The sequence below is a fragment of the Marinomonas pollencensis genome, assembly GCF_003387375.1.
GTDB classification, from domain to species: domain Bacteria; phylum Pseudomonadota; class Gammaproteobacteria; order Pseudomonadales; family Marinomonadaceae; genus Marinomonas; species Marinomonas pollencensis.
In genome coordinates, this window is the sequence record NZ_QUNG01000002.1 from 86,135 (window position 1) to 106,909 (window position 20,775).

19 protein-coding genes are annotated in these 20,775 nt (G+C 45.1%); 18 read left to right on the forward strand and 1 reads right to left on the reverse strand.

Annotated elements, in window-relative coordinates:
- The first annotated feature begins 1 nt into the window (after position 1).
- From DFP81_RS03325 to DFP81_RS03380, 12 genes are all read left to right on the forward strand, one after another.
- Positions 2 to 3,019, forward strand: coding sequence for a type I restriction endonuclease subunit R (locus tag DFP81_RS03325; RefSeq protein ID WP_115896356.1), 3,018 nt, complete (start codon positions 2 to 4; stop codon positions 3,017 to 3,019).
- An 18-nt stretch (positions 3,020 to 3,037) separates the two neighbouring features.
- Positions 3,038 to 4,123, forward strand: a complete 1,086-nt coding sequence (locus tag DFP81_RS03330) for an ATP-binding protein (protein WP_115896357.1) — start codon at positions 3,038 to 3,040, stop codon at positions 4,121 to 4,123.
- Between the two features lie 22 nt (positions 4,124 to 4,145).
- Positions 4,146 to 4,697, forward strand: a complete 552-nt coding sequence (locus DFP81_RS03335; RefSeq protein ID WP_115896358.1) for a MarR family transcriptional regulator — start codon at positions 4,146 to 4,148, stop codon at positions 4,695 to 4,697.
- Positions 4,698 to 5,001: 304 nt separating this feature from the next.
- Positions 5,002 to 5,370 (forward strand): metal-dependent hydrolase, encoded by a 369-nt coding sequence (locus tag DFP81_RS03340; RefSeq protein WP_115896359.1) that lies wholly within the window; start codon positions 5,002 to 5,004, stop codon positions 5,368 to 5,370.
- A 9-nt stretch (positions 5,371 to 5,379) separates the two neighbouring features.
- Positions 5,380 to 6,534: an SAVED domain-containing protein gene (locus DFP81_RS03345; RefSeq protein ID WP_115896360.1), complete on the forward strand. Its 1,155-nt coding sequence runs from the start codon at positions 5,380 to 5,382 to the stop codon at positions 6,532 to 6,534.
- Positions 6,527 to 7,717: a nucleotidyltransferase domain-containing protein gene (locus DFP81_RS03350; RefSeq protein WP_115896361.1), complete on the forward strand. Its 1,191-nt coding sequence runs from the start codon at positions 6,527 to 6,529 to the stop codon at positions 7,715 to 7,717. Before DFP81_RS03345 ends, DFP81_RS03350 begins: the two co-directional genes overlap by 8 nt.
- Positions 7,718 to 8,431 carry a ubiquitin-conjugating enzyme family protein gene (locus tag DFP81_RS03355; RefSeq protein ID WP_115896362.1) on the forward strand — a complete coding sequence of 238 codons (714 nt, stop codon included), beginning with the start codon at positions 7,718 to 7,720 and terminating at the stop codon, positions 8,429 to 8,431.
- Between the two features lie 116 nt (positions 8,432 to 8,547).
- Positions 8,548 to 10,698 carry a MobH family relaxase gene (mobH, locus tag DFP81_RS03360; protein WP_115896363.1) on the forward strand — a complete coding sequence of 717 codons (2,151 nt, stop codon included), beginning with the start codon at positions 8,548 to 8,550 and terminating at the stop codon, positions 10,696 to 10,698.
- A 47-nt stretch (positions 10,699 to 10,745) separates the two neighbouring features.
- Positions 10,746 to 12,566 carry a conjugative transfer system coupling protein TraD gene (gene traD, locus DFP81_RS03365; RefSeq protein ID WP_115896364.1) on the forward strand — a complete coding sequence of 607 codons (1,821 nt, stop codon included), beginning with the start codon at positions 10,746 to 10,748 and terminating at the stop codon, positions 12,564 to 12,566.
- A gap of 9 nt (positions 12,567 to 12,575) precedes the next feature.
- Positions 12,576 to 13,136, forward strand: coding sequence for a conjugative transfer protein (locus tag DFP81_RS03370; protein WP_115896365.1), 561 nt, complete (start codon positions 12,576 to 12,578; stop codon positions 13,134 to 13,136).
- The gene (locus DFP81_RS03375; RefSeq protein ID WP_115896366.1) at positions 13,123 to 13,758 is read left to right on the forward strand and encodes an IncC plasmid conjugative DNA transfer DtrJ family protein; all 636 of its coding nucleotides are present in this window, start codon (positions 13,123 to 13,125) and stop codon (positions 13,756 to 13,758) included. The genes DFP81_RS03370 and DFP81_RS03375 overlap by 14 nt, the downstream gene beginning before the upstream one ends.
- Positions 13,759 to 13,911: 153 nt before the next feature.
- The gene (locus DFP81_RS03380; protein ID WP_115896367.1) at positions 13,912 to 15,018 is read left to right on the forward strand and encodes a Fic family protein; all 1,107 of its coding nucleotides are present in this window, start codon (positions 13,912 to 13,914) and stop codon (positions 15,016 to 15,018) included.
- Between the two features lie 206 nt (positions 15,019 to 15,224).
- Here DFP81_RS03380 and DFP81_RS03385 read toward each other — a convergent pair whose 3' ends face one another.
- The gene (locus tag DFP81_RS03385) at positions 15,225 to 15,992 is read right to left on the reverse strand and encodes a hypothetical protein (RefSeq protein WP_115896368.1); all 768 of its coding nucleotides are present in this window, start codon (positions 15,990 to 15,992) and stop codon (positions 15,225 to 15,227) included.
- A gap of 470 nt (positions 15,993 to 16,462) precedes the next feature.
- On the opposite strand from DFP81_RS03385, the gene traL reads away from it, so the two are divergent.
- From traL to traA, 6 genes are all read left to right on the forward strand, one after another.
- Positions 16,463 to 16,744: a type IV conjugative transfer system protein TraL gene (gene traL, locus DFP81_RS03395; RefSeq protein WP_115896369.1), complete on the forward strand. Its 282-nt coding sequence runs from the start codon at positions 16,463 to 16,465 to the stop codon at positions 16,742 to 16,744.
- Positions 16,741 to 17,367 carry a TraE/TraK family type IV conjugative transfer system protein gene (locus DFP81_RS03400; RefSeq protein WP_115896370.1) on the forward strand — a complete coding sequence of 209 codons (627 nt, stop codon included), beginning with the start codon at positions 16,741 to 16,743 and terminating at the stop codon, positions 17,365 to 17,367. The genes traL and DFP81_RS03400 overlap by 4 nt, the downstream gene beginning before the upstream one ends.
- Positions 17,348 to 18,247 carry a TraK domain-containing protein gene (locus DFP81_RS03405; protein ID WP_342769959.1) on the forward strand — a complete coding sequence of 300 codons (900 nt, stop codon included), beginning with the start codon at positions 17,348 to 17,350 and terminating at the stop codon, positions 18,245 to 18,247. The genes DFP81_RS03400 and DFP81_RS03405 overlap by 20 nt, the downstream gene beginning before the upstream one ends.
- A 2-nt stretch (positions 18,248 to 18,249) precedes the next feature.
- Positions 18,250 to 19,539 (forward strand): TraB/VirB10 family protein, encoded by a 1,290-nt coding sequence (locus DFP81_RS03410; RefSeq protein WP_115896371.1) that lies wholly within the window; start codon positions 18,250 to 18,252, stop codon positions 19,537 to 19,539.
- A 74-nt stretch (positions 19,540 to 19,613) separates the two neighbouring features.
- Positions 19,614 to 20,186, forward strand: coding sequence for a type IV conjugative transfer system lipoprotein TraV (gene traV / locus DFP81_RS03415; RefSeq protein ID WP_147299432.1), 573 nt, complete (start codon positions 19,614 to 19,616; stop codon positions 20,184 to 20,186).
- Entirely contained in the window at positions 20,183 to 20,569 is a 387-nt protein-coding gene (traA, locus tag DFP81_RS03420; protein WP_115896373.1) for a TraA family conjugative transfer protein, read from the forward strand. Before traV ends, traA begins: the two co-directional genes overlap by 4 nt.
- The last annotated feature ends 206 nt before the right edge of the window (positions 20,570 to 20,775 follow it).

Sequence of the window (20,775 nt, forward strand, 5' to 3'; positions counted from 1 at the left end):
TATGGTCAGTCAAACCAATGAACAAGCATTAGAGTCGGCCATTGAGAAATGTCTGGCTGGGATCAGTACTGAAGAGCTCAAAGAGGGGCTGAGTCAGCAGTCACTGGGTGCTGGATACTTCATTGGTGCTGCTAGTGACTTTAATATGCAATATGCCATTGATGAACGTTTTTTCTGGCAATTTCTGCAAAAGACACAAGAAGTAGAGTTGGCCAAACTGCAAAAGAACAACCCCTCAGATTGGCAGCGTAAGTTACTCGAACGATTTGACCGACTGATTAAGAAGCATGGCATTCTTCATTTACTTAAGAAAGGGCTAAGCGTAGACGATGCTCGCTTCAATTTGCTCTATCCAGCTCCTTTGGCAAGCAGCAGTGAAAAGGTAAAACAAAACTTTGCAGACAACGTGTTTAGTTGTACTCGCCAAGTGCGCTATTCCATGGCAAATCCCCTACAAGAAATCGACATGGTATTGTTTATTAACGGAATACCATTGATAACGCTGGAGTTGAAGAACGCATGGACGGGGCAAACAGCACGTTATCACGGCCAAAAGCAGTATCGAGATGATCGAGATGCAACTCAGCCATTGCTGACCTTTGGCCGCTGCCTAGTGCATATGGCGGTCGATACCGACGAAGTGTATATGACCACCAAGTTATCAGGTGGCTGTACCTTCTTCTTGCCGTTCAATAAAGGACACAATCTTGGACAGGGTAATCCACCGAACCCAACTGGTCATAAAACGGCATACCTATGGCAAGAAGTATTCACCAAAGAAAGCTTGGCGAACATTATTCAACATTTTGTGCGTCTGGATGGGTCAAGCAAAGATCCATTACCAAAGCGAACTCTGTTCTTTCCTCGATACCATCAATTGGATGTGGTGAGAAAATTAGTAGACCATGCTGCCCAGCACGGTGTCGGTCAGACTTATTTAATTCAACATTCTGCCGGTTCAGGTAAGTCTAATTCGATTACTTGGGCTGCTTATCAGTTAATTGAAACCTATCCTGCATCGTCTGATGTGGCAGGCGGAAAAAGCTTGGAGCAGCCGTTGTTTGACTCTGTGATTGTGGTCACCGATAGACGCCTATTGGACAAGCAGCTGCGGGATAACATTAAAGCGTTTTCTGAAGTAAAGAACATTATTGCCCCAGCGAACAAGTCATCTGAGCTTAAGCAGGCTCTTGAAAATGGCAAAAAGATCATCATAACGACGATTCAGAAATTTCCGTTCATTATCAGTGGTATCGCTGATCTTAGCGACAAGCGCTTTGCGGTGATTATTGATGAAGCACACAGCTCTCAGTCTGGTTCGGCGCATGACAATATGAACCGAGCGATGGGCAAGTCTGAAATCGAAGAGGCCGAAGATGCCCAGGATAAAATCCTTCAAGCGATGAAATCGCGAAAGATGCGCGGGAATGCATCGTACCTGGCATTTACTGCGACACCAAAAAACAGCACTTTGGAGAAATTTGGTCAGCGCCAAGAAGATGGCTCTTTCAAGCCGTTTCACTTGTATTCGATGAAACAAGCCATTGAAGAAAGTTTCATATTGGATGTGCTGGCAAATTATACGACGTACAAAAGTTATTATGAGATTGAGAAATCAATCGCTGATAACCCTGAGTTTGATACCAAAAAAGCGCAAAAAAAACTCAGAGCTTATGTAGAGCGAAGCCAGCAAACGATTGATACCAAAGCTGAGATTATGCTGGAACATTTTGTTCCACATGTCGTGAATGCGAAAAAGCTCAAAGGTAAAGGTAAAGGAATGGTGGTCACTCAAAATATTGAGACGGCCATTCGATACTACAAAGCGATTAGGCGGATACTTGAGGAGCAAGGGAACCCGTTTAAAGTTGCCATTGCTTTCTCAGGAACCAAAGAAGTTGATGGTATTGAATATACCGAAGCAGATATTAATGGTTTTGCCGAGTCAGATACCAAAGATATGTTTGATACCGATGAGTATCGACTTTTAGTGGTTGCGAACAAGTATTTGACTGGGTTTGACCAGCCTAAACTTTGCGCCATGTATGTGGATAAGAAGCTCGCCAGTGTCTTGTGTGTTCAGGCGCTATCTAGGCTAAATCGCAGTGCACTTAAGCTAGGGAAGAAAACAGAAGACTTGTTTATCCTGGATTTTTTTAACTCAGTTGAAGATATTCAGTCAGCATTCGATCCTTTCTACACTGCAACGTCATTGTCCCAGGCTACAGATATAAACGTGCTGCACGAGTTGAAAGATGAAATGGACGATGTCGGTGTGTACGAGTGGTATGAGGTTGAAGACTTTGTGACGCGTTATTTCAAGAATGAAGACGCCCAGACACTCAGTCCAATCATTGATGTTGCAGCAGCACGGTTTGACCATGAGCTGGAGCTTGAAGCTGAAGCAAAAGTGGACTTTAAGATTAAAGCCAAGCAGTTCGTTAAAATCTATGGGCAGATGGCTTCTATCATGCCTTATGAAATGGTCAGCTGGGAAAAACTGTTTTGGTTCCTGAAGTTTTTAATACCGAAATTGAAAGTGGAAGATCCCGATGCTGATGCTATTGATGAGCTTCTCGATTCTGTCGATCTGAGTTCATACGGTTTGCAACGTGTGAAGCTTAACCACAGCATTAAGCTTAGTGACCAAGAAGCGGAGCTTGATCCTCAAAATCCGAACCCGCGTGGGGCGCATGGCGGTGAAAAAGAAACTGACCCGCTGGATGAAATCATTCGCACATTTAATGAACGATGGTTCCAAGGCTGGAGTGCCACACCTGAAGAGCAAAAGGTTAAGTTCGTGAACATCGCTGAGAGTATCCGCAATCACCCAGATTTTGAATCTAAATACAAAAACAACCCAGATCCTCATAATCGAGATTTGGCCTTCGAAAAAATGCTCAAGGAAATTATGCTGCAACGCCGTAAAGATGAACTTGAGCTCTACAAGTTGTTCGCAGGAGATTCAGCATTTAAAGCCTCGTGGACGCAAAGTATGCAACGAATGGTAGGTATGTAGGTAGAAAGGAGTGATGGTTTGCTGAAGGCAGTCTCAGAGTTATTAGGTGGGTCACCAGGCCTGAAAGGACGTCAAATTGCCAAGGAGCTGGGACTGGATAAGTCCCAAGTGAACTCGTTTCTTCACAAAAACCAGGATACGTTTGTGAAAAACTCAAATCATGAATGGTGCTTGGTACGGGCTCAGCATGTGGAAATTGATTTCGGTACAGGTTGGATTGATGAGAAAGCCTTTGAGAGTGCTATCGGTAAGCTTGCGTATCAAAAATATGCAACAAAGGTAACATTTAGATTCGGCATCGATTGTAAGTTTTTGCTGATAGCATTGGCCCGTTTTCTTGCTCTCACGAATCAGCTTACTGCGAATGGTAAGGATGTGGTGATGGATACTACAGCATGTCCTAATACTCACAGTTTTTTCAGCAGAAATGGCTTCTTTGATTATCTTAATCAAAGTGTCACTTGTCTTCCTGAAAGGCCCGTTTTGTCAGCTGCTAAAACTTATCGGGATAATAGCGATACCTTGGTCGAACTAGGAGAAATTGCACATCCAATCCAAAACAAAGAGCTTGTAATTCGTTTGGGCGACAGGTTTGTAGAGCATTCTTCAGCTAGCTATTTCTTAGCGGCTAAGACTGTTTTTTCAGAGCTTGTAGGCAACGTTACTGATCACAGTGAATCCAAAATACCTGGACTAGCAGGTCTGCAAGTATATCGACCGTATAATAAACCAAAGCATATTCAAACAGTCATATCCGACTCTGGTTTAGGTATTGCCGCTACCTTGAGAACAACGTTACAAAGTGAACATCCGAAGTTATACGCACAGTTTTCAGCGGAAACTGTTGAGAATGATATTGCGCTCGTTCAAAAAGCTTTTACATCTGGTGAGGTTAGTCGCTTTGGTAAAGGCCGGGGGCTAGGCTTTAAGAGTAGTCGAGAGCACGCTAGTAAAGAGAAAGTTATCATTGTTATTAGGCAGCTCACTTTCTCATTGGCTTTGGAATACTCGAAGGGACAACTCATCAATGTTTCTGAAGATCGGGGGTTGGTCCCTATCACAGGAACCCATATCTGTTTTGACTTCTATGTTGACAATTTCTGATAAATAGTGTCAACTTAAACAGATGAAACAGTTAACTCATAAAATTCTTCTTTCAGAAGTCGTAGGTTCTGACCATGCCTTTGGTAACGATGAAGGTAGTGAAGCCTATGTGAAGATTAAAAAGATCGTTGATGGTCACCCATCATGCGATATTTTTGCTATTAGCTTGGAAGGGATTCGATTCACTGATGCTTCATTTCCTCGTGAAAGTGTAATCTCGTTGGCTAAAGCATTGAAAGGAGAAAAAGGTTTTTACCTTTCTAATGTACCGAATCGTGACCTACTGGACAATTGGTCTTATGGCGCTACAGCCAAAGATCAGCCTCTTCTAGTCAAGAGCGATAGCGGTTACGAAGTGCTCGGTGTGAAACTTAGTGCGACTGTCAAAGAGCTTCTAGATTTTGTTATTGCAAAAAAGACAGTGACTTCGTCACATGTATCTAAGCAGTTTGACATTTCAGCACAGAATGCCAGTGGTCGATTGAAGAAGCTTCATGCTACAGGTCTTGTGTTAGGTCAAAAAGAAGTGGCAGAGTCAGGTGGACTGGAATTTGTCTACCGATCAATTGTGTAGTTTTTTTTGATTTTCTGGTTAATCTGCTTGCGTTAATCAGAATTGAAGTTTATTATTTGATCAGATCCTTTGGATCTTTTTTATTAATATCTGATAAATGTGATTAAGTTAAGCAGAATAGGAGGCTTTATGGCTACAAATCCCCCATCAGGTGACGGACACAGAAACGGTGCCGTTAAAGGCAGATCTCAGACTCAGACGCCAAGCGGACATTGGGTAAAGCGAGATGCTGATACTGGTCGATTCATGGATGTAAAGACATCCGACAAAACACCTTTTAAAGGTATCAGGAAGGAGAAATAGTTTGGCTAATGGTAAAACCCATTTGGTCGTCGGGGCTGCGGTTGGTTTAACCGTTGCCTTGGCGGACAACAAAAAACAAGCTGTCAGTCACCATCCTGTAACTGCCATTACGGTTGGCTCTCTATTTGGCAAGCTTCCAGATATTTTGGAACCCTCTTTGGGTAACCCTCATCATCGCCAGTTTTGCCACAGTCTATTGGTGTTAACTGCACTAGGTGTTGGTCTCAAATATTTGTATGAGTGGCAACCGGAAGAGGCAATTGATAAGTGTCTTCGCGGGCTGGGGCTAATCGCCGGATGTGCTTATGTCAGCCATTTGCTCTGTGATGCGACAACACCGCGCTCACTTCTTTTAATTGGTAAACTATAGGAGTTTTGAATGGTCGCTAAAGTCACAAGACCCATAGACCGTAAAGTTGAGCGAGAGCTTTGGGCTCGCGCAGCTGCTCGCTGTCAGTTTGGCGGGTGTAATAAATTGTTATACAAATCAGCGGTGACCCAGGAGTCGGTCAATGTCTCTCAAAATGCTCATATTTACGCATTTTCTGAGAATGGGCCTCGTGGTTGGGGACCCTTTAAAACTAAGCCAACCAGCTTGAATGACGTCAGCAACCTCATGCTGATGTGCTATGACTGTCACAAAAAAATTGATCAGAAAGGCAGCGAAGATAGGTATCCAGCCGATCTCTTGATTAGTTGGAAAATGCAGCATGAGCAACGTATAGAAATCCTCACAGGTATTGATCCTGATCGCAAATCAAATGTTGTTTTATATGGTGCCAATATTGGAACTGAAAGATCACCGATTAATTATCACGGTTGTGTTGAGGCAATGTTTCCGAATTGGTATCCGGCAACTGAAAAGCCAGTGACACTATCCATGGTATCAGAGCTGAAGGATCACTCTGAACAATATTGGCAAGCAGAGTCGCAACACCTAACGAAGCGTTTTCAAAGTAAAATTTCATCGATCATCGAAGAGGATTCTTGTAAGCATTTCTCATTGTTCGCGTTGGCTCCTCAACCATTGTTAATAAAACTTGGCGCTTTGCTCACAGACAAAATTGATATCGAGACTTATCAGCTGCATCGAGAGCCTAAAGGCTGGTTTTGGCAAGACTGTTCAGATGATTTTGAGTATATCATCAACAGACCTCAAAATATGGAGGGCAAGCCAGCCCTGGTACTTTCTTTGAGTGACCATGTGTCGCATGAGCGAATTACTCGGGTTATAGGGCCAGATACATCGATTTGGGAAGTGACTATCAAGCAGCCTAATAATGATTTCATGCAGTCAAAGCAGCAGCTCTCCTTGTTCAGAAAGTGCATAAGAAAGCTGATTGTTGAAATCAAAAATACACACGGGGTTGCGACGCCACTGCAAATTTTTCCTGTGATGCCAGTATCGTGTGCCGTCGAATTTGGACGGGCCAGAATGCCTAAGGCTGATATGCCATGGCTTATTTATGACCACGACATAAAAACACAACAATTTGTAATCGCAATCGAGCTTCGAGGAGATCTACATGAGTAATATCAAAAGCAACGATGTTCTAAACACAATTCTTGAAAAAATTGAGCTACCTGACAGTGCTTATGAAAAGGCTGAAAAACGCTATAAGGATTTAGGCGATTGGTTACATCGCCCAGAGTCAACATGCGTGAATTTTGATCCTCACGTGTTTTCTCAAGGTTCCTTTCGTCTAGGTACGGCGATTAGGCCCGATTCAGAAGAACAGTATGACCTGGACATGGGGTGCAATCTTCGTCGTGGCCTAGATAAAACGTCTATCACTCAAAAGCAACTAAAGCAGCTAGTCGGTCATGAATTAGAGCTTTATCGAAACGCCAGAGGCATAAAGGAAGAGCTAGCCGAGAAGAAACGCTGTTGGCGCTTAGAGTATGCTGATGGGCTTAGCTTTCACATGGACATAGTTCCGTGTGTGCCAGAGAGTGATACCGGAAGAGGCCTTTTGAAAAAGCGGATGGTCGACAACTCTAAGTTTGATGAAAATTTGGCTCAAAACGTGTCTCAGCTTGCAGTTTCGATTACCGACAACACAGATTTCACTTATGCAGTTGTGAATGAAAACTGGCGTATCAGCAATCCTGAAGGATATGCTCGATGGTTTGAAACGCGCATGAAGACGGCACAGTTAGTAATAAACGAACGTGAAATGCGATTTAAAGCCAGTATAGATAGTCTGCCATATTATCAATGGAAGACACCCTTACAGCAGGTTATCCAATTATTGAAGCGTCATCGTGACACTATGTTTAAAAACAATGAGGATAGTAAGCCAATATCGGTAATCATCACTACATTGGCGGCTAAATCGTATAAAGGTGAAAGTGATTTGGCTTCAGCGTTGAATACGGTACTCTCCGAGATGGATGACCATATTTCTGCACAAGCGCCAATGATTCCGAACCCAGTCAACCCAGCGGAAGATTTTGCAGACAAGTGGTATGACGAAAAATCTGCACAATACCGATTACAAGAAAACTTTTTTAAATGGCTGTATCAAGCTAGAGCTGATTTTAGTGCTCTTTGCTCAAGTGATGATACGCAACGAATAGTAAATGCGGCGCAAAATGGTTTGGATTTGAAGTTTGATTCAAGTTCGGTAGCACGTCTATTGGGAATTCCTGCGGTGACAGCAAAACCAACTTTCGCAATTCAATCATCTGATCCAAAGCCATGGTTTAAGCAATAGATGAAGCACTGGAAGGCTGTAGGCCTAGAGGCTTTTCTCTCGGCCTATCCGAACATTAGATTAGTAGATGTCCATGCAGATAAGATTGAGTTGCAGGGAGAGTATCAGTTAAAAGCACAGCTAGTTGGAAGTCGGTTTATTGAGCGAACATTTTCTCTAAGGATTGTATGCCCAAGTGATTATCCTAGGGCTTTACCAGTGGTGTTTGATACCGCTGGTTACTTTCCTCGTAATCAGGACTTCCATACTTACTCTGATGGATCATTTTGTCTTGGCTCAGACCTGAAAATTAAGTCAATTTTGAAAGCCGACTCGTCATTGACAACCTTTTTCGAAAAGATTGTTGTCAGGTTTCTTTATTCGGTGTCCCATAGGGTTGAATTTGGCAACTTTCCCTATGGCGAACTGGACCATGGTGAGAAAGGCCTGATTGATGATTATTCTCAGTTGTTCAATGTTAATGGTAAAGCATCAGTTCTGCGGGCACTGAAAGCGTTAGGTTTGCGCAAGCGTGAGGCAAATAAATTACCTTGTCCATGTGGTTGTGGTGATCGTCTTGGCTCGTGTGACTATCGGTTTGTCTTGAACGAGTTTCGTCAAGTTGAGCGCCGCCGATGGTTTCGCCATCACCTACAAGAAGCTTTTACACCGATTGAAAAACCCAAAAAGAGAGTTGGGGAAAAAACTAAAAGGCCAAGTAGAAATACGCCTTAGCTTAATAAGCTCCCTCAGCATTTTATGGCGTATGTGTTGATACATATCGGATTTTTGAGTCTAATCAACCGGCAACGCCAGATTGAACCTTCACACTATCGTGTCGGAGGTTCACTATGTTCAAAAAACTATTTTTTCAAACCAAAGCACTACCAGAGCTGTCATCGCAACTGGATACAGACATTCCACGCTACCCTCCATTCCTGAAGGGGTTGCCAGCTGCGTCACCCGAGGATTTACAGTCCACACAAGACGAGCTAATTGCCAAACTCCGCCAGGTACTTGGTTTTAATCAACGTGATTTTCAAAGGCTGATTCAGCCCTGCATTGATCATCTGGTTGCTTATGTTCATTTGTTGCCAGCTTCTGAACATCATCATCACAGTGGTGCGGGTGGTTTATTACGTCATTCGTTGGAAGTTGCTTTCTGGGCGGCACAAGCAGCTGAAGGGATCATCTTTGTTGCCAGTGGCACACCGGTTGAAAAAAAAGAGCTGGAACCAAGGTGGCGTGTTGCGGCGGCTCTTGGCGGTTTGTTCCATGATATTGGTAAGCCTGTTTCAGACTTGTCCATCACGGACGAAGATGGACGCTATCAGTGGAACCCATTTTTAGAAACCTTATCCCAGTGGACCAGTAATAACAGTATTGAACGCTATTTCATTCGCTGGCGCGATGGACGGTGCAAGCGGCACGAGCAATTTTCAATTCTGGTATTAAACCGGGTGATGACACCTGAGTTACTCGCCTGGTTAACTCAACCTGGCCCTGAAATTTTGCAAGCAATGCTGGAAGCAATTGGCAATACTGATCCCGAGCATGTCTTGTCTAAATTGGTCATTGAAGCCGACCAAACCAGTGTCCAGCGAGACCTGAAAGCTCAACGAATTTCCGTTGACGACAATGCCCTTGGTGTCCCAGTCGAACGCTATCTACTTGATGCCATGAGGCGATTACTTGCCAGTTCCCAATGGTTAGTCAATCAGCGAGACGCCAGAGTCTGGGTACGAAAATCAAATCAATCAACCAATCTTTACGTGGTCTGGAAAAGCGCGGCTAAGGACATCATTGAGTTATTGGCCAAAGACAAGATACCTGGCATTCCAAGAGATCCCGATACTCTTGCTGACATCCTCATTGAACGAGGGTTGGCCACGAAATCCACCTCAAATGAGCGATATGAAAGTCTTGCCCCTGAAGTACTGATCAAAGACGACAAGCCAATCTGGTTACCCATGCTGCATATATCTGAGGCCGATTTATTGTTCAGCTCGAATGTACCAAGTAGCGTTAGACTGTTCAGCAAATCTGAGTGGGAAGCAACACAGCAAATACAAGCAGAGCCTCAGAGTCGCACCAGTGAGCATTCAGACTTACCTAAAGAGTCATCATCAATCGATCACAGCAATTCGACTGAGTCGCCATCGAAAAAATCGTCCGAACAAGATGATGAACTTCGTCATGCCAGTGATGTTAATCACCTTCAGGCAAATGAAAATGTTCCGGGTGATGGATATGAAAAGCCTAACAATTTATATGATGGCGCTATCTCAAATAACGTAAACCAACACGATGCAGAAGCATTGAATCTCCCTGAATCTTTGGCGTGGCTCCCAGAAGCCAGCAGTGCGCTGGTTATGGTTGGTGAACAGATACTGATCCGCTATCCCGATGCTGTAAGGCCTTGGTGTGCCCCCCGAAAACTGCTTGCTGAACTCAGTCGATTAGATTGGCTTGAACTAGATCCTGCAAACCCGACTCGTAAGGCCAGAACTGTGACTACGAATGATGGCGTTCAGGAGCAAGGGTTACTGCTGAAGGTATCGATTTCTAAAAGGCTAATTGCACTGATAGACATCTCCAAACAAGACACAGAATCGGCGACAGCAATTCAGAACGAAGAGGCTTCACAGCGTCTGAGTCGAACTGAGACAACCAATGCCCAAGCAAAGGAGCCCGCCACAAGAGCGGAGCGTAAGCAAAAGCCGATAGCGCCCAATACGAACTCATGTACAGACCCTAAACACGTGCAGCGCCAACAGATGGTTAATTTTGTGAAAGATTTGCCCATCTTACTGACCGATGGCGATTACCCAGACGTGGATCATAGTGCCGATGGTATTCGCGTCACGATTCAAACCTTACGCCAAGTCGCCAATGAGCATGGCATTCCAGCCGGACAGCTGCTTCGGGGGATCTCGGCCAGTGACGAATGCCAGTTTGATGAGGGGGAAACGGTTCTGTTTACCGCTCACGCTAAACGTTAATCCATTTGAAATTAAGCGGATTGCAAACGGTTATTTGCGGAGCATGAATGAAAGAAAACGCATACGAAATGCCCTGGCGCACGAACTATGAGGCCATGGCAGCAGCAGGTTGGCTGGTTGGGGCCACTGGGGCTATTGCCGCAGAAATGCTGACTGAGCTACCACCTGAGCCATTTTGGTGGATGACAGGGATTTCCTCGGGCATGGCGTTGTACCGCCTGCCTGAGGCTTATCGTCTTTATAAGTTGCAGAAGGGGCTAAAAGGCAAACCATTGGCTTTTATGGCGCTGTCGCATTTGCAAAAAGTGATGGCAAAACATCCTGATGAATTGTGGTTAGGTTATGGCTTTGAGTGGGATCAACGCCATGCTCAACGCGCTTATGAAATCCTAAAGCGGGATAAGCAAACCTTGCTTAACCAAGGTCATGGCAAGCAAATGGGTTCGACCTGGATTCATGGTGTTGAGCCCAAAGAAGAAGATGTGTACCAGCCAGTTGGTCACACAGAAGGCCATACCTTAATTGTCGGTACGACCGGTGCCGGGAAAACCCGATGCTTTGATGCGATGATCACCCAGGCCATTTTGCGCAATGAAGCCGTGATTATTATTGACCCCAAGGGAGACAAGGAACTTAAGGATAATGCGCAGCGAGCCTGTATTGCCGCCGGTAGTCCTGAGCGCTTTGTGTATTTTCATCCGGGTTTTCCTGAGCATTCAGTACGACTTAATCCTCTGAGAAACTTTAACCGAGGTACTGAAATTGCCAGCCGTATTGCGGCACTAATCCCATCTGAAACCGGTGCTGATCCATTTAAAGCCTTTGGCCAAATGGCACTGAATAACATAGTGCAAGGTTTGTTGCTTACGTCACAACGTCCTGATCTGAAAACACTGAGACGATTCTTGGAAGGTGGCCCAGAAGGCTTGGTAGTAAAAGCCGTCACAGCATGGGGGGAGCAGGTGTATCCCAATTTTATTGTGGAGATTAAACGCTTTACCGAAAAGGCCAGCACCTTAGCTAAACAAGCCATGGCGATGCTGCTTTTCTACTACGAACGCATTCAGCCCGTTGCCGCCAATACCGATTTGGAAGGACTTTTGAGCATGTTTGAGCATGACAGAACCCACTATTCCAAGATGGTGGCCTCATTGATGCCGGTGCTCAATATGCTCACTTCAAGTGAATTAGGCCCATTGCTATCACCTATTGCAAACGATGTGGATGACAGCCGGTTAATTACGGATTCTGGCCGTATTATCAACAATGCCCAAGTGGCCTATATCGGGTTGGATTCATTGACCGACGCCATGGTTGGCAGCGCCATTGGTTCGTTGCTTTTATCCGATCTCACCGCCGTAGCCGGTGATCGCTATAACTATGGTGTTGAAAATCGTCCCGTAAATATCTTCATCGATGAGGCGGCTGAAGTCGTCAACGATCCCTTTATTCAACTGCTCAACAAAGGCCGTGGCGCAAAAATGCGTTGTGTGATTGCTACTCAGACCTTTGCTGACTTTGCTGCTCGTACAGGCAGTGAGGCTAAGGCCCGTCAGGTGTTGGGCAACATCAACAACCTGATAGCTCTTCGGGTGATGGATGCCGAAACGCAGCAGTACATTACCGACAATCTGCCTAAGACTCGGTTGCAGTACATCATGCAAACTCAAGGTATGTCGTCCAACTCGGACAGCCCTGCCTTGTTTACCGGCAATCATGGCGAACGCTTGATGGAGGAAGAAGGCGATATGTTTCCACCGCAGTTATTAGGCCAGCTCCCGAACCTTGAGTACATCGCCAAGCTTTCAGGTGGCCGTGTGATTAAAGGTCGCATTCCTATTTTAACCAGCTCTACACAGGCAGCATAAGGAGTCTGTATGCATCATTCTGTCTGTCTGAAAATGACAACACTTACCAGTAAAGAAATGCTCGCTCAGTGGCAGCAACATAACCCTCAGTTCAAGGAGGCTTTAAGACTGCTTGAAACCGATTGGCCTCATGCTTTGGCCTCGGTGCACTGTTTGGCGGACTATTTAACGGATGCCTTCACGTTAGATGGTCACTCTGTCTTTGATTTGTGCCTTTGTAATGGCCTGGGTGGCTATGAAGAAGTGAGTTGTGATGATGACAGTGTACGCCTGTGGCATTTCATTGAGGCGCTGACTTGGACTGCCGCCAGTGCTTTAACAGGGATTCGCCTGCGAGATCCTGATCATTTTGAGTGGGCCGCCGTGGATGGTGTGTATTTCCACACCTGGATTCGTAATCGTCCAAATCGGATGGCGTATTTGGCTGAAGGACACATCGACGTGCGTTATGTCAGTGGCCATACGACGACAAAGCGGCTTCAACAAGTGATTAAAGCCCGGATTATGACGCCAACCGTTGCAGCCATGCTGGCCCGAGTGGAAGAGGATGTTTGGTATGAGCAAGCATAAGTCGGTTTGGCTACTGTGTCTGGTACTGATGCTGGAGATTATTGCCATTGGCGTGTTAGTGCCCGGTGATTGGACTGGCCGGGTCATTAGTAAAGAGAAGCAGATGATCCAAAACCAGTTGGGCACACAAACAAGTTATTGGATTGGTCAAACTAGCCATCGCTGGTATCAGTCATGGATTGTGGATACGCAGATGGAGCAATCTGTGCGAGATTTTCTAATTCCCACTGAAGAGCAGCGACTTCGTTCTAAAGGGATGGAGAACATGGGGGGCTTTTGGTTTGTCTGGGTAGAAGACCGTATTCAGGCATTTTTTGATGTGTTGTACCAAGTGTTCACTCGATTTGCTTTACTGATGGTCTGGTTGCCCTTTGCGCTTATTCTCATGTTACCAGCGCTGTGGGACGGCTTGATGACCTGGAAAATTAAGAAGACAACCTTTGATTTTTCGAGCCCTATCATTCACCGCTACAGCATGGTTATTCTGGGCTCAGGTGTCATTTTGCTGTTTATGGGATTGTTCGCCCCGCTAGCTATTCCACCGGTGGTGCTACCGTCGCTGATTATCGGCTTGGCATTGATGGCTGGGTTGGCGTTAAGCCACTTGCAGAAGAAGATATGAGGCCTAGGTTAATGTCTACTAAGACAGGATGATATCAACGAAAGATGATATGATTACCTGTATTATTCGCATCATTATTGGATGTGATTATGGGTTTTATTCGAATCGTGCTATGATTTGAATGTGCTGTTATTTAAATCAAAAGGCGACAAGATGTGGATCTGGCAACAAGCTGACTGGCCAAACTTTATCTGGGATGAAAAGGTTATTGACCCCAAGTTACGAGACATTCGCTTTCACCAAGGAATGTTGTTGGGCAAGATGTCGAGCCAACCGAAAGACCAAAAAAAAAGTATGTTAGACACGCTATTGGCGAACATTATTCATTCGAGTGCCATTGAAGGTGAGAAGCTCAACGCTTTTTCTGTTCGCTCGTCGTTGGCTAATAAACTTGGTCTTTCTGAAGAAAAACCATTTCCAACCACTGAACGCACTGATGGCCTTGCAGAAATAATGCTAGATGCGGTGGATAATTTAGACTCGCCGCTCTCACTTGAGAGAATATTACAATGGCATAAACGACTGTTTCCTGAGGGCTACACCTTGTTCAACCCTGTTATAGGAGGACAGTTACGCGGCGAAGAGCCTATGCAGGTTGTATCAGGTAGGATTGATAAACCCACGGTGCATTTTGAAGCGCCGAGCCGAGATGTGCTTGAGTCCGAACTAGACGTGTTTATTCGCTGGTTTAATGACTCTCGTGAGGACCCAGCTTTAGATCCATTGCTTAGAGCTGCGATAACACATCTTTGGTTTGTGACGCTCCATCCTTTAGATGACGGCAATGGCAGGATCACCCGCTTACTCACTGATTTGGCGCTGGCCCAGGCTGAGCGTAAATCTGTCCGTTTCTATGCAATGTCAGTGGCGATTTTAGCCAACCGTAAAAGCTACTACGAAATATTAGAGCAATCCCAGAAAGGTGAACTTGATATTAGCGCTTGGCTTATGTGGTTTCTAAACACCTTAGGTGAAACATTCACCAATGTGCTTGAAGAAATCGACCAAACGGTTTTTAAAGCAAACTTCTGGCGAAATGTCGATCAAACGCGACTGTCCTCGGAACAAGTAAAAGTGCTCAATCGAATGCTTGATGGAGATTTTGACCAAGGCATTAATACGTCGCAATACCATAAAGTGGCGAAAGTGAGTAAGCCAACCGCATCTCGTCATTTAGCGGCTTTGGTCGAGATTGGTTGCTTGGTAAAAAGTGAAGCCGGGGGGCGGAGCACTCGGTATAAGCTGGCGCACGTGAGTTAAAGAAACGCGCATTAATTGTATGCGCCGAAAGAATCAGAGGCAGTTTAAAACTGACGGCTTATTAACTCACTCTTGGTTCGAGTTAATAAGTCCAATAAGCTTCAAAAGGTTGATCAGAAGCCGTTCATAACTACCACTTAAATTCTCTACAAGTAACTGACTAATTTTAATTCAAGGTCCGCCTATTCGAATGATTAGTGTTTTTGTCATATATTGTCCTTATCTGGTAGTAAACGGATGAGAAGTTCACGTCCCACTTTTGCTTTTTGAGATACTGCACTTGGATGATAAGTGCGATAGGAAGTGATTAACTTGTCTTCAAACTTTAAGTCAAAACGCCACAACTGCCTACTCGATATACCATAATCCTCGAAGTAATCTTTGCGATTTATGCAGACATTATTCTCTCCGTCGATTGGAAAATATTGGCGACGTGCCGCCATAGATGCCTTGTCAAAACCATTCATAAATAGAATGATATCTGGCTTTAAGATTTTAATCTGAGCTCGCAACAGTTTTTCGGACATACTTTTAATGTCCGAAAAAATCGGGGAATGGGTTGGAATAGATTTATTCAGGGCAAAACAGAATAAATTGGAATAGATGAGGCCTTTTGTTCCGGATTTTTTTGCCACGCTGCGAGTAAAGTTATGAAAAGCTTGTCCCCGTGAGTTTTTCTTTTTCAATTGATTAAAAAAGAATGTCTTATGGGTCTTTAAAGCTTGTGCGATACAAGCTTTTTTATCTAGTAAATCTAGGTCTTTTGTCTCGTTCCATTTCCAGCCTTTCGTTTCGCGACCAATGATCATGATTTTGTTTTTAGCTGAGTTGTAGTGAGGGCTTACAGAGGTTAAAAATAAACCAGACAACCCTTTGGTCGATGGATTGTCTGATTGGTTAGAAATGAGGTAACTCTCGTCAAAGTCCTTGAGTACTTCGAGGTAAGCCTCTCTAAGCTCTTCATTTTTTGTCATCGTGTAGTCCAGAATTGTTTTCCATAAGATCAAGTGATCACACTTTCATTGATATCCGTTTTTTATATTGAGCTCAAGGTGTTTTACCGTAATGTGTGATTTCTCTCCTCGTACTGACACATTCTTTTTTATTCGTTATGTTTTTTCACAACAAATTTTCTTAATTTGGTCCATGCTTCATAATCAACTCCAACGGCTCGATAACCAGCTCTTTTAATATCTCACCAGGGTGAGCGAGGTTATACGTAGTCATTAGTAATAATCCTCATAGTTAACAATTTCCGCATCATGTCCATTAAATCTGAACGTAATGTACCGATTATCGTTAACCAATTGTAAACCAAAGTAATTGTAAGAGAAGAATTGCTAAGCCACCTAAAAACCTTCAAGAATTCGGCATCTAGCTGACCACTGAACCTGTCAATCCCAAGGCATTCTTCACTTCTCAATTAAAACAACGAGGAGTGACTATGGAACCTGTAAATATTCCATCCTATATCGATGACCCGCCGCACTTCCTGCTTTGGAGTGCCGATGAGATGGCTCCTATTCTGTTGGGGCTAGTGATCGGCATTTTTACAGGTAATGCCTTGGTTTTATGTCTGTTGGGGTTGGTAACAACCAAGCTCTATCGGCGTTTTCGTGATGGCCGCCCAGATGGTTTTATTCTTCACACCATCTACTGGGCCGGATTGTTGCCAACCAAAGCCAAGACGATCCCTAACCCATTTATCAGGAGCTATCTGCCGTGAAGTTCGACGTGTTTTTAAAATCATGGCAAGGCACGCAATTAGAGAACCGATGGCAACGGTTCCTGATTGCGGTGCTGGTGCTATCTAACTTGCTGCTTGCGGTAGCGGCATTTTCTCGCAATACCGTGGTGGCCATTCAACCACCAACCTTGTCTGAAACGTCTGAAGTGTCACGAAACCAAGCCACTCAACCTTACCTGGAATCCTGGGGACTCTACCTGGCTGAGCTTATGGGCAACGTGACGCCGGGTAATGTGTCTTTTATACGAGTTGCTATCGAGCCGCTACTTTCACCTGCGGTGTACCAGCAAGTGGTCGATGCACTGGAGATTCAGGCAAGACAAATCCGTGAAGACCGAGTCACGCTCAAATTCCAACCCAGACAAGTGGAGTATGAGTATGAAACCGGCCATGTCTTTGTGACCGGTTATTCCTTGGTCTCTGGACCATCTGGAGATGAACAGCGCCAAACTCGCACTTATGAGTTTGACATCGATATTGAGCAATACCGTCCAAAGCTCAGTTGGATGGATACGTACGAGGGGCAAGCTAGAACGAAGCGAGTTCGTGAAAAGTTGACCCAAGAGCAAAACCGGAGGGTGAATGATGCGAACCAAAATTAGTCGATGGATGACACCAAGCTTAATCGCAATCAGCTTAAGTGGCGTCCTGTTATCTCAAGCGTCGTATGCAGACGTAGAATTGCCGATTGTGCCAGCCAGTGTGATGAAGCAGTCCGATACTGCAAATCCACCGGTTCAAAGCAATACGGTTTCAACGGATGTGCCAACAACGCTACTAATGACACCGGGAGTCAATGAACTGATCCCTGTAGCTCTTGGGCATCTGAATCGGATTGTCACGCCGTTTGAATCGCCTCAGGTGAGAACAACCAGTGATGCTCAGACGCAAATCAAGGGGAATGTTGTATATGTGGCCACGGACAAAGAATCACCGGTTTCACTTTACATCACTCCGCCTGGTAAGGAAGCGCCCGGATTATCTGTCACATTAGTACCTCGTCGTATTCCACCGCGTGAAATCACTTTAGCTATTGATGGTCAGCAGTGGCCTATTAAGGGCGTCGTGAACCGAAAAGCCGCCACTTGGGAAACAGCTCAGCCATACGTCGATAGCTTACGTGATTTACTCAGACGCCTTGCATTAAATGAGTTACCACAAGGCTATGACATCCGTTTAGCTGGCCAAACTGACACAAGCCCGAAATGTTTTCAGCCTGGCTTGAAGTTTGGCTTTAAGCAGGGGCAAATTGTCACGGGACATTACTTCACCGTCTATGTAGGACTGGTTGAAAGCTTTGCCGATGAGCCGATAGAAGCCAGTGAAATAGCCTGTCATTCACCAGATATAGTGGCAAGCGCCTACTGGCCTCGCAATATCTTGTTGCCGAGTGAAAAGACTGAATTGTATGTGGTTGTTCGCAATCATCGTGAAGAAGCGGTGGAAAGTCAGCGACCTTCGCTTCTTGTAGGAGGTGAGTAACGATGAAAGCACAATGGGAACAAATGAGCCCGAACATGAAGCGGGGCCTATCGGTTGTTGGTATTGCTGGCGGTTTAATCCTTATGGTGATGGTGTTTTCACCTAATCCTGAAGATGGTTCAAACAGTCGTAATCGACAGGAAACGATCCGGCACATTCTTACGGATACTAATACTCGTGATGTTGGGGTTGATAGTTTGGCTGCGAACGTAAAGCGACTCAGTGAGCGCAATGAACAGTTACGTCGTGAAGTTGAGCGCTTACGTCGTGACGTCGATTCAGGACGGCTAAGCCCAAGTTCGCCTTCTATACCAAGTGAAGTTAAAGCGGAGTTGGCTCGCCTTCGAGCGGAACTTGATGATGTTCGCGCTGGAGGTGATGCAGCAGTTGAAGGCAAAAATAGCCGTTTTGAAGTGCCTTTATCTGCCATGGAATTACCTAAAGAAGAAAAGCCACTGCCGTCTAACCCAGGCGACTATTTTGCCAATGCGCCGCTGCCTGATTCGGCACATCAAACATCCGTCAGCAATCCAAAAGGGCGGAAAGGGGATTCGTCATTACCTTCAAATACCATTCGTATGATTGAGCCTGAAGTGGTTGTCGAACCCGAAGTTGTTGTGCAAGAAGCCCCGCCTTTGTATCTACCGGCGGGCAGCATTATCTCGGGTACTTTGATCACGGGTTTGGATGCACCTACTCACGAGTCCGCAAGACGTGAACCTTTTCCTGCATTGCTGAGGATTCATAAGGAAGCCATTTTACCCAACCGATTTAGAGCGGATATCAAAGAGTGTTTCTTGATCGCCGCAGGTTACGGTGATTTGAGTTCTGAGCGTGCTTATTTACGAGGTGAGACCATTTCATGTGTCAGAGAAGATGGTGGCGTCATTGAAACGCGATTGGATTCTTATGCCGTGGGTGAAGATGGCAAAGCAGGCATTCGAGGTCGTTTAGTATCTAAACAAGGACAGCTGGTGGCCAAATCTATGGCAGCTGGATTTCTTCAGGGCTTAGCAGGCGCATTTGATGTTAATCCAATACCGACGATTCAGACGGGCAATGCTAGTGATACTCAGCTGTATCAGCAAGTCATGAGTCAAGAAGCATTACAAGGTGCGGTGATAAATGGCACTGGCAAAGCACTGGATCGTGTAGCCAAGTTTTATTTGGACATGGCTGAAAATATGTTCCCAGTCATAGAGGTAGATGCGGCAAGGAAAATTGAAGTCATAGTAACTCGTGGGACCTCGTTGTCATTGACCACTTCGCAAGGAGGAGGTGTAAGAAGATGAAAAAATTCTGCATGTTGCTAACCGATCGAAGTCTGTATCTGACAATAAGATATGTATCTAGAGGAGAGCTAACCATGACGACACTAATGCAGAACAACCAAAAGTACCATTCAAAACAGTGGTCTAAAACTGGATTACTGTTATTGGCAGTCGGCTCAACCTTATTGTCTGGCTGTAGTTCATTGGGTCTAGGGAGTAGTGAATATGGATGCTCAGGTATGCCTGACGGTGTGCGCTGTTTATCCGCTCGTGAAGTCTATGAGCTTACCAGTAATGGCGCTTCGCCCAAGACGATTGATGCTGTGGCGACTCGAATTGGTTCTCCCTCTGGGTATTCACAATCTGATTTAGAGACAGGACTGCTGAGCCATCCAGCATTCCCCGAGACGCAGCAATCTGCACCTATTCGCATTCCTTCAAGGGTAATGCGGATTTGGATTGCGCCTTGGGAGGATGACCGTGGGGATCTGAATTTATCCAGCTACGTGTTTACCGAAATTGAACCGCGCCGGTGGGATATTGGGGTGTCAGCACCTCGAACGGTTTCGCCAGTGCTACGTCCACTTCAGACTCAAAGCGATTCAGCCTCAGCGGGAGCTGATGGTAAGCGCGATAACTTGAGTATCTACGGAGAAACTAACGAATGACAAATGCAGTTCGCACCATTCAGACTCAGCGCCTAATGACCATTGGTGCACTTAGTTTGATGGCGTTAATGATTTCGGAGCCCTCATTTGCGGGCACCGGTGGTGATGCTTTCACTGATGTGTGGGATACCCTAAAAGATTGGACCCAAGGTACTTTGGGACGGATCGTAGCGGGAGCCATGGTTCTGGTGGGTATTGTGGGCGGTATTGCTCGCCAAAGCTTGATGGCTTTTGCCTTGGGCATTGGTGGCGGTATGGGTCTCTACAATACGCCAACCGTCGTTGAAAGTGTTATGTCTGCAACCTTACCTGTCGTTGCCAGCACTCAAGAAGTCATTGGCACAACAGTTCCAGCAATCAGCGGCGTCTTACTGGGCACTTGAATGTGAGCCACAGTAGGCAGTTCACTTAAGGTAATCAAACTAGGTCTACACAACATCGGGTTGTTGGTGATGTTGTGTAGACCTTTTAATTTCAACAACGCCACATTAGCGGGTTTAGTTTACAGTATTTAGTATATTAATACCTAAAGTGTTAAAATCCCTGTCAAAATAAACTAAATGGTTTATACTTTTCGTGATATTCATAC